Source organism: Algoriphagus sp. Y33 (assembly GCF_014838715.1).
GTDB lineage: Bacteria > Bacteroidota > Bacteroidia > Cytophagales > Cyclobacteriaceae > Algoriphagus.
In genome coordinates, this window is record NZ_CP061947.1 from 583,021 (window position 1) to 595,780 (window position 12,760).

Consider the following 12,760-nt stretch of genomic DNA (forward strand, 5'->3'; position numbering starts at 1 on the left):
ATGGAGTATCGTGCTAGTGCCTATGCCTACCTCTCTATTACTTACATGCGAAGTATGTATAACCAAAGGTTCTATTCCTTCGACTCTGCGTCGACTTTGCATCGACCATGGTTCTACTTTTCATCACTGCCCTGGCGAAGAAAAGTGGAGCGAAAGCCGAGCTAAACTAGAAGATGATGAAGGTTTGCTATTCCATTTTCATTCTATTGGAGCACAGGAATAAGGGGTAGGAACCAGAAAGAATCTAAGATGTTCCAACACTTGAGAAGCTATATGTAGTGCGGAGAACTATTCTGTCTCAAATCCAATGGATCCCAAAATCTTAATAAAATACCTTTTCTTAGGGTCGAACTTTTATATCTTTAATTCTTAATCATTTTCGGGATGTTTTAAGTCTGATGCGAGCATAGGTTTTTTAGCTTGCCGAAAATTTCGAATGGAATACCAAATGCACATTCAAGTAGAAAGCAAAAGGCTATCTATTTGGAGGTTAGAGAATGTCCTGACTTCTGGGCAGGCAAATAAGAACAGAATTAACAAGTAGTATAAAGTAAAAAATGAACCAAACCGTACACAATAGATTAATATCCTTCATCTGGTCCATCGCTGACGATTGCCTGAGAGACGTTTATGTCAGAGGTAAATACCGTGATGTCATTCTGCCAATGGTGGTATTGCGCAGACTGGATGCCTTGCTGGAGCCCACCAAAGATGCGGTGATGGAGGAACTTGCCTTTCAGCGGGATGAAGCGGGTTTTACGGATTGGGACGAGTCTGGATTGAAAGATGCCAGTGGCTATGTGTTCTACAATACCAGTGAATGGACATTGCAACGACTATATGACACAGCCACCAACAGCCAGCAGATCTTGCAAGCCAACTTCGAAGATTACCTTAATGGCTTTAGTCCAAACGTCGTAGATATCATCGTGAAGTTTAAGCTGAAAAGTCAAATCCGGCACATGGCCTCAAAAGACATTTTGTTGGACGTGCTAGAAAAATTCACTTCCCCACATATCAATCTTACCCCTTTTGAAAAGGAAGACCCTGACGGTAGAAAACTACCGCCTCTTTCCAATTTGGGAATGGGCTATGTGTTTGAAGAACTGATCCGGAAATTCAACGAAGAGAACAATGAGGAAGCTGGGGAGCACTTTACACCTCGTGAGGTAATCGACCTCATGACCCACGTAGTTTTTGATCCCATCAAAGACCAATTGCCTCCGGTGATGACCATTTACGATCCGGCCTGCGGCTCTGGAGGGATGCTGACCGAATCCCAAAACTTTATCAAAGATGAGGAAGGTGCTATTCGTGCTATGGGTGATGTGTACCTGTACGGTAAGGAAATCAATGACGAGACTTACGCCATTTGTAAGTCTGACATGATGATCAAGGGCAACAACCCTGAAAACATCCGTGTGGGTTCTACGCTTTCCACCGATGAGTTTTCTGGACATACCTTTGATTTTATGCTTTCCAATCCGCCCTATGGAAAGTCCTGGGCAAGTGAAGTGAAATACATCAAGGATGGAAGCGCTATCATTGATCCCCGTTTTTTAGTAAAACTTAAAGATTACTGGGGAAATACGGAAGAATTAGATGCCACGCCACGTAGCTCTGACGGCCAATTGCTCTTTCTGATGGAGATGGTCAACAAAATGAAACCTACGAGCCAAAGTCCTCTGGGTTCCCGCATTGCTTCGGTGCATAACGGCTCCAGTTTGTTTACCGGAGATGCAGGAGGAGGGGAAAGCAATATCCGTAGGCATATCATTGAAAACGATTGGTTGGACTGCATCATTCAGTTACCCAACAACCTGTTTTACAATACGGGTATTACCACCTATATCTGGATATTGCACAACAATAAGGCAGAACATCGAAAAGGAAAAGTTATCCTTATTGACGCTTCTCAGCGTTTTGCCAAGCTGCGTAAAAATCTGGGCAATAAGAACTGCGAGCTCTCTGCCAATCATATCACAGAAATTCAAAAAGTTTATACTGATTTTAAAACCATTGAGCGGCAAGGAGATGATGGAATCGCTGCCAAGGTTTTTGACAACTCCGATTTTGGCTATTACAAAGTAACCATCGACCGCCCGGCAAGACTGAAGGCGCAGTTCTCTGCCGAGCGTATTGCCGACTTACGCTTTGACAAAACACTCAAGGAACCCATGCAGTGGGCCTATGAATCCTATGGTGAACGCGTTTACACAGATTTAAAATCCCTTGAAAAAGAACTCTTGGAATGGTGTGAAAAAAACGACCTAGACTTAAACTCCAAAAAACGTAAAGCACTCACGGCTGCTTCTACTTGGAAAAAGCAAAAGGAACTATTGGAAACCGCCAGTGCATTGATGGAAGCCATTGGCACGGATGAATACAGTGATTACAATGTCTTTTTGGAGGAAGTCAATCAAGAGTTAAAGGGGAGCAAATCCAAACTTTCAGCCAGTGAAAGGAACCAAATTTTGGCTGCTGTAACTTGGTACGACGAAGCAGCCGAAAAGGTCATCAAGAAAACGCAAAAGCTAAGTGGCGACAAGCTCGACCAACTTTTGCATCATTTGGATTGCACTGTAGAACAACTGCCGGATTACGGCTACTACCCAAGCGGAAAAAAAGACGAATACATCATTTACGAAAGTCAATCCGACCTGCGCGATAGCGAAAGCGTGCCTTTGGCGGAAAGTATACACGAATACTTCTTACGGGAAGTAAAACCCCATGTGGAGGAAGCTTGGATTGATCTGGACAAAACCAAAATCGGCTACGAAATCAGCTTTAACAAGTACTTCTACCAGCACAAACCTTTGCGAAGCATCGAGGAAGTTAGTACAGAAATACTCGCTCTAGAACAGGAAAGTGAAGGCTTGATTATGGATATTTTAAATAATGTCTGAATCAGGATTATTTGATTAACAAGATTAAATGGAAGCAACAATTGAACTCATAAAACAACTTAAGCAGCGTATTCTTACGAGTCGCTATTTGGTCGCAAAAATGGCCAACGCAGAATCTTTGCGTCTGTATTTCACCATAGGTCATGATTTGGATGCGGAGATAAAAACCAAAGCTTGGGGTGATAAAGTTTTAGCTATTGTTGCCGCCCGTTTACAGCAAGAATTGCCAGGATTACGTGGTTTTTCTACTTCTAATCTCAAAAAAATGAGACTTTTCTACAACGCATGGGCGGCTGTGAGCGAAATTAGTTCGTCATTGACGAACCAATTAGGAAATAGTAAGACTGAAATGAGTTCGTTATCAACGAACCAATTTGAAGCTAATGACTTTTCTAGGTTTATTTCGATTGGTTTTACACATCATGTAGAAATAATTTTAAAAACCGAAAAGGCAGAAGACCGCTGGTACTACATCAATCAATCAGCAGTAAATTTCTGGACGGTAAACCACTTACGTAGCGAGTTAACCAACAGAAGTCACCTAAATGAAATCAACAGAAGCAATAACTTCAAAAATGTATTGCCTGAGGAAATATCAAATAAAGCCATTCGTGCCTTCAAAGATCAATACCTGTTGGATTATGTGAATGTAGAGGATGGGGATGACGAAATAGATGAGCGTGTATTAGAGCGGGAGCTGGTGCTCAACATCAAGAAGTTTCTTATGTCCTTGGGAAACGACTTTTCGTTTATGGGAAATCAGTACCGCATCCTGGTTGAGGAAGACGAATACTTTATCGACCTGCTTTTCTTTCACCGGGGACTGCAGTCGCTGATTGCATTTGAATTGAAGCGTGGGAAATTTAAACCTGAATACATAGGCAAGATGAACTTTTACCTGTCTGCCCTGGATGACTTGGTACGCAAGCCGCATGAAAATCCTTCCATAGGCATCATCTTATGCAAAGAAAAAGACCATAAAAAGGTAGAGTACAGTTTTAGGGATTTTAGCAAACCCCTGGGCGTAGCCACTTACAAAACTTCCGATACCTTGCCCCCGCAGCTGAAAGACGCCCTTCCTGATGCCGAAACCCTTAAAAAACTGATGGAATGATAGAAACAGCAACAAATACAACCTTTCAAAAATACCCTGCTTACAAAGATTCGGGTGAATACTGGATGGGCGAAATCCCAGAACACTGGGAGATTAAGAAATTGAAACATGTTTTTAAGGAGAAGAAGAAAGTTACCAATCCAAGTCTAAATTGTGGTTCAATCAGTTTTGGGAAGGTTGTTTATAAGGATGATGAAAAAATTCCAGAATCAACAAAGGCATCCTATCAAGAGGTTTTAGCAGGAGAATATTTGGTAAACCCTCTTAACTTAAACTATGACTTGATCAGTTTGAGAATAGGTCTTTCCAATATTAATGTGGTTGTAAGCTCAGGTTATATTGTACTTAAAAATGCTATAGAGTTTGACAAATCATATTTCAATTACTTATTACATCGCTATGATGTGGCATATATGAAACTCTTAGGGTCTGGGGTAAGACAAACCATTAGCTTTAATCATATTGCAAATAGTTTATTGGCTTATCCCCCAAAAGAAGAACAAACCGCCATTGCCAATTTCTTGGACGACAAAACCACCAAAATAGACTTAGCCATTGCCCAAAAAGAGCAGCTGATGGCCCTGCTCAAAGAACGAAAGCAAATCATCATTCAAAATGCGGTTACTAAAGGGTTAGACCAGAATGTAAAGATGAAGGACTCTGACGTGGAATGGATTGGGGAGATTCCGGAGCATTGGAAGGTGAAGAGGTTGAAGTATGTTGTTAAAATTCTAAAGAGAATAATCGGATACGAGGGGCCTCCTGTTTTATCGATTACTCAAAATGGAATTAAGATAAAGGATATAACAAGCGGTGAAGGGCAACTTGCCATGGACTATTCAAAATATCAAATAATTAATAAAGGTGAATTTGCAATGAATCATATGGACTTAATTACTGGATATGTTGATATATCTAAATATGATGGTGTAATAAGTCCAGACTATAGAGTATTTGTTCCGTTCATAGATGAAATTCAAGATGAATATTTATTGGGGTTATTTCAGGTAGGTTATAAAAGTAAAATATTCTATCGTTACGGGCAGGGTGTTTCTCAGCTTGGAAGATGGCGTTTACCCGCGGATAATTTTAATGAATTTTCCATACCCATTCCTCCAAAAAAGGAACAATCTGAAATTATGGACTACATCGAAACCCAATCCACCAAAATCGATCAAGCCATTTCCTTGCAACAAACCCAAATCCAAAAACTCAAAGAATATAAGGCTACTTTGATTGACAGTGCGGTGACGGGGAAAATAAAGGTGTCTGAACTGTGATTTTTGTGATTGAATGATTTGATATGATTAAAGAACAGTATAAATACTCTGATTTAACTTCTAAAATAATAGGATGTGCTATGCAGGTACATTCGGCTTTGGGCAATGGATTTCAGGAGGTTATTTATCAACGTGCTCTGGCGATTGAAATGGTGGATGAAGGCATAAGTTTTAACAGGGAATATGAAATGCCTGTATTCTATAAAAATCATCAGATAGGCACACGACGAGTTGATTTTTTGGTGGAAGGAGTTATTAGTGTAGAATTAAAAGCCCTTATTCAATTGGAGGATGTACATTTAGCTCAAGCCATTAATTATTTGGAAGCTTATGATTTAGAAATTGGGCTACTAATCAATTTCGGTGCTAAATCCTTGCAGTTTAAAAGAGTTCAGAACAAAAAATTAAATCAGCAAAATCAAGGTAATCCCAAAGTCAAGCAAAATCAAAAATCGGATAATAATCAAGGTAATCCTCAAATCAAATAAATCATAGTTCGGACGATGAAAGAAACCATCTTTATATCGAGTGTTCAAAAGGAGTTTGCGGAAATCCGGCAAGCTTTAGCCGCCTATGTGAGGGAAGACGATTTGTTGAGGCTGTTTTTTGATGCCTTTTTGTTTGAGGAAGTAGCCGCTACAGGAGATAATCCAGGAAAAGTATATCTCAAAGAAGTCAACAACTCTGCTATCTATTTGGGTATTTTGGGTGCAGATTATGGTTTTGAAGGCAGTGAGGGTATTTCTCCTACCGAACGGGAGTTTGATGCAGCCCAAGAATATCACAAGCCATGCTGGGTATTTATCCAAGGAAAGCAGGCTTTGAAGCGCCATCCCAAGCAACTGACATTCATTGAAAAAGTTGGCGAAAAGGTCTCCAGAAAGCGTTTTGAGACGTTGGATGATCTCAAAAGGGAAATCTACCGTTCTGCCATTCTGTACCTCAAGCAAACTGGTAAAATAGATGCAGATGATTTTGACAGCGGCACCCTGAGCAAATCCAGTATGGATGACATTTCGGAAGAGGCTTTGGGGACTTTTGTTCGTGAAGCTAGGGCCAAGCGTAATTTCCCGCTTAGAGAAACGGATCCAAAAGAAAAAATCCTTACCCACTTACGCTTAGTAAGACAAGGGCAGCTGACCAACAGCGCCATCTTGACTTTCGGGAAAAATCCCCAGTTTTACTTTCCTGCTGCTACTGTCAAGTGTGCCCATTTTCACGGGTTTAAGGTCAGTAAACCTATTCCGGACTACAAGGAATTCGGAGGAACGGTTTTCCAGATGGCGGATGATGCCATCGACTTTGTACTTTCCAAAATTAGCCTTTCCACAGGAGACAGAAGCAAAGCAAATTTGGTAGATACCACCTATGAAATTCCTCGTGCAGTAATAGCAGAGGGAATTATCAATGCCATTGCACACCGGGATTATTACAGCAAAGGCAGTATCCAGGTTTCTGTTTTTCAAGACCGGATAGAGATTTCCAATCCGGGCTCCTTACCCAGAGAACTGGATATTTCCCAGTTAAAAGAACCGCATAGTTCCTATCCTTTTAATCCTACCTTGGCCAATTGCATGTTTTTGACAGGTGCCATCGAGCGCTTTGGTACAGGGATTCCGGAAATGTATGCGCTTTCCGCTGAGAGAGGACTTAGAGCTCCGGATTTTGAGGATAATAAATCATTTTTGGTCACGGTTTGGCGTCCTTCTGCAAGTACCGCTCATGACACCGGGCAAGTTACCGGGCAAGTCACCGGGCAAGTTACCGGGCAAGTTCAATTCTTTAATAATTTAACAGAGCCTGAGCGCGTGATCCTAATTTTACAGGGTGAGATGATGCGTGAAGAATTGATGAATAGGCTTGATTTAAAGCATCGTGACAATTTTATGGAGAAATACCTAAACCCTGCTATTGCACAAAAATGGGTAGAAAGAACCATTCCTGATAAACCAACAAGTTCTAAACAGAAATACAGATTGAGCAATGAAGGCATAGCATACCAAAAGAAATTACAAAATGACCCCAAGTAAAACCAACGAAGCCGCCCTAGAATCCGCCATAGAAAAAGCCTTAACAGGAACCTCCCTGGAGGAAATTCGTGAGATGGGCAATACAGTGCAGGAAGCTAGAGCGCTGTATGGTTCTGCTCAAGACTTTTACATCGGTGATACCAAAGAGTTTAATGCAAAATACGCCTTAGACGAAACCCGCTTTTGGCACTTTTTAGAGGTAACCCAAAACGATGAACTCGAAAAACTCCAACGCTCAACCGACTGGAAACTGAAAATTCTGGAACGCTACGACCGTATGGTAAAGAAATACGGTATTCTGCGATTGCTGCGCAAAGGGCTGGAAGTGGAAGATGCACATTTTACCCTATTGTATCAGCTGCCAATGGCAAGTAGCAGCCAAGCGGTAAAAGACAATTTTGCCAAAAATGAATTCAGTGTAAGCCGCCAAATCCATTATAACCTGGATAACCCCCGTGAGGAAATCGACATGGTGGTGTTTGTCAATGGGATAGCCATCGCTACGCTGGAACTCAAAAACGCTTGGACAGGACAGACTGCCAAAGTTCACGGCATCAAACAGTACAAGTACGACAGAGACATTCGGCAGCCTTTGCTACAGTTTGGTCGCTGTATCGTGCATTTTGCGGTGGATACCGATGAAGTGTATATGTGTACCAAACTCAGCGGTGGTAATTCCTTTTTCTTGCCATTTAACAAAGGCCATAACGATGGAAAAGGAAATCCTCCCAATCCATTTGGACATAAATCCAGCTATCTCTGGGAAGAAGTGTTTACCAGGAAAAGCCTGACCAATATCATCCAGCATTTTGTCCGTTTTGATGGAAAAGCCACAGATGCCTTGAGCAAGCGAACCCTGTTTTTCCCGCGTTACCATCAGATGGATGTGGTGCGAAGGATACTCAGGCATGCAGCCCAAAATGGCACTAATCAAACCTATTTGATTCAGCATTCTGCCGGTTCGGGCAAGTCCAATTCCATTACCTGGGCAGCGTATCAGTTGATTGAAACCTATCCCGAAAGAGGTGATTTGCCCGGTTCCAAAGGCACCCAAACCCCTTTGTTTGATTCCATCATCGTGGTAACCGATAGAAGGTTATTGGACAAACAGCTTCGGGAGAATATCAAGGAATTTTCAGAAGTCAAAAACATCGTTGCTCCAGCTTATTCATCCAGGGATTTGAAAGACAGTCTGGAGCAAGGCAAAAAGATCATAATCACCACCATTCAGAAATTCCCTTTTATAGTGGATGGTATTGCAGACCTGAGCGACAAGCGTTTTGCGGTGATTATAGATGAGGCACATAGTTCGCAAAGCGGAACGGCTGCAGGTACGATGAACCAGGCCATGGGCGTGGGTGTAACCCAAGACTCCGCTCAGGAAAGTGAGGAGGAAGATGCGCAGGACAAAATCCTGAAAGCCATGCAAGCCCGTAAAATGAAGGGCAATGCATCATACCTTGCCTTTACGGCAACACCCAAAAATGCCACCCTCGAACGCTTTGGTAGCAAACAGGAGGACGGTACGTTTGAACCCTTCCATCTGTATTCCATGAAGCAGGCCATAGAGGAAGGCTTTATTTTGGATGTACTGGCAAACTATACCACCTATAAAAGCTACTATGAAATAAAAAAATCCATCGAAGATAATCCCAAATTCGAAACTACCAAGGCTCAGAAAAAGCTGCGCGCCTATGTAGAGCGGGATAAGCGGACCATCGCCACCAAGGCAGAGATTATGATGGAACACTTTATCAGCAAAGTATATAATACCAAAAAGCTAAAAGGGAAAGCCAAAGGCATGGTGGTTACCCAAAATATTGAATCAGCCATCCGGTATTTTATGGCCATCAACCGCATTTTGGCGGACAAAGGAAACCCGTTCAAAATAGCAGTCGCATTTTCCGGGAAGAAAACGGTTGACGGGGTGGAATACACAGAAGGAGAATTGAATGGATTTGCAGAAAAAGATACCCGGGATCATTTCGATTCAGACGAATACCGCCTATTGGTCGTGGCCAATAAATACCTGACAGGTTTTGACCAGACCAAGCTATGCACCATGTATGTGGATAAGAAACTGCAGGGTGTGTTGGCAGTGCAGGCATTGAGCAGGTTAAACCGTGCTGCGGATAAACTGGGTAAGAAAACAGAAGACCTATTTATCCTGGACTTCTTTAATCAGGTGGATGAGATCAAAACTTCCTTTGATCCTTTCTATACTTCTACCTCACTGAGTGGCGCAACGGACATCAATGTGCTGCACGAATTGAAGGGTAACTTGGATGTAGCTGCAGTGTATGAGTGGTCAGAGGTGGAGACCTTCGTGGAACAATACTTTGCAGGAGTGGATGCACAGCAGCTCAGTCCGCTGATAGATGTTGCTGCTGACCGCTTTAATCAGGAGCTGCAACTGGAAGATGAAGAAAAAGCGGACTTCAAAATCAAGGCCAAGCAGTTTGTAAAGATCTATGGTCAGATGGCTTCGATTATGGAGTATGAGGTGTTGGATTGGGAAAAGCTCTTCTGGTTTTTAAAGTTCCTCGTTCCAAAATTGAATGTCAAGACCAAAGAAGATGAATTGATAGATGAATTGTTGGAATCTGTGGATTTGTCCACCTATGGATTGGAGCGTACCAAACTTAATTACAGCATTGAGCTGGACGACTCCTCAACAGAATTGGATCCCCAAAACCCAAATCCAAGAGGTACCCATGGAGGGGAGGAAGAAAAGGATCAATTGGATGAGATTATCCGAACCTTTAATGAAAGATGGTTTCATGGCTGGGATGCGACGCCGGAAGACCAACGGGTGAAGTTTATCCAAGTGTCCAGAAAGCTGATCGAGCATCCGGATATAGAAGAGAAATATTTCAATAATCCGGACAGCCATACCAGAGAACTGGCACTTCATCATATGCTCAAGGAAGTATTAAATAAGCAACGGAGGCAAGAGTTGGAGCTATATAAGCTCACGGCCAAAGACGAATCCTTTTACCAAGCATTTTTTGACACCATGAAGCGAATGATTGATAATCCTGGGTTGACAAAGACCTAAGTTGGCTTGCTACTACTTTTAGGCTTGAAAATAAGTTTTGTCCTTGGATGGCTTATTGACTAGTTGATGGAATTCGTTTCATAATTTTAAATATCCCGACATTTTGTGTCCAAAGTCTTATCAATTAAGAGGCTTTGTGTTTTTTTAGATTAGATTTAGTTAATGTTTAATCAAAACCACACAAATCATGGAAACTAGAAACGGAATCAAACCAGGCCCAAAGAGAATCGCAGATTCAACTGGTAAACCGGACAGACGTCAACGGGATAATAAGGATACTCCTGGGAATACCCCTTCATTGAAGCCACATAAGCATAAACCAGGGAAGTGAATAAAATTCTTAAACCATTAAACGTTTTTGAGTATTGATAGGAATATGATAACAGCTAACAAAGTATCTCTCTCTTTAAGATGTTTTCTGTACGTGGATCAAAAAGTTAAAGACCTGGAGCTCCAATTTGTTACCATACGAATCTTTGTAGAAAGGGGGAAAGATGAGCGGTAAAATGGGGATTTGCAATATATGTGGTGATTATAAAGAATTAAGCAAGGAGCACGTTCCTCCTAGAAGTGCATTTAATAAAGGTAGATGGACACAATATCTATATTCAGATAATCAGTGGGCAGAGAATCCTCTTATACTTCCCAATACCAAGAGAATTTACCAAGGCGGTGTGAAATTCTCAACGATATGTGGCAAATGTAATAATAATACTGGAGGGTGGTATGCAGGTTCATTCTCGGATTGGTGCCATTATAGCATGGATATTTTAAAAAGAGCTAAAGGGAAAACCTCACTTTTTATCCCAAATGAATTATATCCTCTAAAGATTGCTAAACAGATAATAACGATGTTTTTTGCTATAAATGATTCGGATTTCAGAAAGAGGCATCCAAAGTTAGTTAAGTTTGTTTTGGATAAGAGGTGTTACCCATTGCCAGACGAATATAAAATTTGGGCCTATTTCAAAATAGATGAAAATTTAAGATATATCTCTGAATCCTACATCGGTAATTTCAAAAAAGGTCCAAAACCTATAATGATCACAGAGATCGCATTCCCACCATTTGGTTTTTTACTTACAAGTCCAGTTTATAAAGAAGATATTGATCATAGATTAACCAATATAACTCATTTTAGTTATTTCAAATTTGAAGAAAAAAGACATTTTGATTTGAGGCTTCCAACATTGCCTACTGTTATTAATATCGCAGGCGATTTTAGGTCAAAGTCAGAAATTGAGGAAGCTATTAGAAATAGTAAAGCATCAAGAAATAGAGATGATTTATAAATATTTGCAAGTCATTTTCAATATCACTAAAACCTGCCATAATTTACATTGACCTTTAACATTCATGAACTTCAAATTATATTTAGCAACAGAGAACTAGCTGCTATAATTTGGATATTATTAATTGTCCTAGGCCTTCAATTTAATGGGGAAACTCGAATTTCATCTGTTAATGTGGTAAAAGCCTTCTTCGCTTCCCGTATTCTGTTTGTTATCTTATTAGCATTTCTGTATTCCAGTTTTATAATCTATCTTCTTTACCAACTTCACTTTTGGGACTTTTCACTTTTAAAAGACTCCATTTACTGGTTCATAGGTTCGGGAGTTCTAATTATAATCAGTCTTACCAAAGCAGATAAAGAAAGGGACTTTTTCAAGAACCTTCTTCGTGATAGTTTAAAATTAGTTTTGATCCTAGAGTTCGTTGTGAATCTTTATCAATTTGAATTCATAACTGAACTAATACTCCTACCAGTTATTGTCGTCCTTACTATGATCCAAGTAGTTGCTGGCAGGGAGGAGCAAACACAGAAAGTAAAGTCATTAGTTGATTGGGCTTTTGTTATTTTCGGATTGGTCATGCTTGGAATTTCACTTCAACACATAGTGGCTGATTTCAGAGGTTTCGCTACCATTCCAAACCTCGAATCCTTTCTTCTGCCAATCATCTTATCAATAAGCTTTATTCCGTTTGCTTACTGCGTTGCGCTTTACATGAACCTTGAGCTATTATTTATTCGGCTGGGGATTTTTCTTACAAGCAAGAAAAATCTGAGGTATGCTAAGTGGCGAACTGTCCTAAAGAGCAAGCTTAGTCTGAAGAAACTAAAAGTGATTTCTCTTAGAATTAACTCCCTTTACAATGGATCATCGAGGGAGGATATTAGAAATATAATCACGTAACTAATTTGCATTCCATCCAACGATCTCCCACAAGCCAACCAATTCTTTGGCTATTCAGCCTAAAATCTTAAAATTTCCTCCCATTTTCCTGAAAAATACCCTGTACAGGGTATGTGCTGGTATAATTTTTTTCCGTTTCTTGCTGGAGCCTATTAGTCTTTGAGAACGACCAGCCAA

The 12,760-nt window shown here is 40.8% G+C and carries 9 protein-coding genes; all 9 read left to right on the forward strand.

The features are described from left to right. Positions 1-557: 557 nt before the first annotated feature. The 9 genes from ID165_RS02465 to ID165_RS02505 all read left to right on the forward strand — a co-directional run bounded on the left by ID165_RS02465 (position 558) and on the right by ID165_RS02505 (position 12,583). The gene (locus tag ID165_RS02465) at positions 558-2,906 is read left to right on the forward strand and encodes a class I SAM-dependent DNA methyltransferase (RefSeq protein WP_192348818.1); all 2,349 of its coding nucleotides are present in this window, start codon (positions 558-560) and stop codon (positions 2,904-2,906) included. A 28-nt stretch (positions 2,907-2,934) separates the two neighbouring features. Then, positions 2,935-4,020, forward strand: a complete 1,086-nt coding sequence (locus tag ID165_RS02470) for a YhcG family protein (protein ID WP_192348819.1) — start codon at positions 2,935-2,937, stop codon at positions 4,018-4,020. Next, positions 4,017-5,300, forward strand: a complete 1,284-nt coding sequence (locus ID165_RS02475) for a restriction endonuclease subunit S (RefSeq protein ID WP_192348820.1) — start codon at positions 4,017-4,019, stop codon at positions 5,298-5,300. Before ID165_RS02470 ends, ID165_RS02475 begins: the two co-directional genes overlap by 4 nt. 23 nt (positions 5,301-5,323) lie before the next feature. After that, positions 5,324-5,788, forward strand: a complete 465-nt coding sequence (locus ID165_RS02480; protein ID WP_192348821.1) for a GxxExxY protein — start codon at positions 5,324-5,326, stop codon at positions 5,786-5,788. A 15-nt stretch (positions 5,789-5,803) separates the two neighbouring features. Then, positions 5,804-7,330 (forward strand): Fic family protein, encoded by a 1,527-nt coding sequence (locus ID165_RS02485; RefSeq protein ID WP_192348822.1) that lies wholly within the window; start codon positions 5,804-5,806, stop codon positions 7,328-7,330. Further along, on the forward strand, positions 7,317-10,388 hold the full coding sequence (locus tag ID165_RS02490; RefSeq protein WP_192348823.1) for a type I restriction endonuclease subunit R: 3,072 nt from the start codon (positions 7,317-7,319) through the stop codon (positions 10,386-10,388). Before ID165_RS02485 ends, ID165_RS02490 begins: the two co-directional genes overlap by 14 nt. A 187-nt stretch (positions 10,389-10,575) precedes the next feature. Next, a complete protein-coding gene (locus ID165_RS02495; RefSeq protein ID WP_191321942.1) occupies positions 10,576-10,719 on the forward strand; it encodes a hypothetical protein in 144 nt (47 codons plus the stop codon). A 163-nt stretch (positions 10,720-10,882) separates the two neighbouring features. Beyond that, positions 10,883-11,680 (forward strand): hypothetical protein, encoded by a 798-nt coding sequence (locus tag ID165_RS02500; protein WP_192348824.1) that lies wholly within the window; start codon positions 10,883-10,885, stop codon positions 11,678-11,680. A gap of 48 nt (positions 11,681-11,728) precedes the next feature. Further along, the gene (locus ID165_RS02505; protein ID WP_192348825.1) at positions 11,729-12,583 is read left to right on the forward strand and encodes a hypothetical protein; all 855 of its coding nucleotides are present in this window, start codon (positions 11,729-11,731) and stop codon (positions 12,581-12,583) included. Positions 12,584-12,760 lie beyond the last annotated feature (177 nt).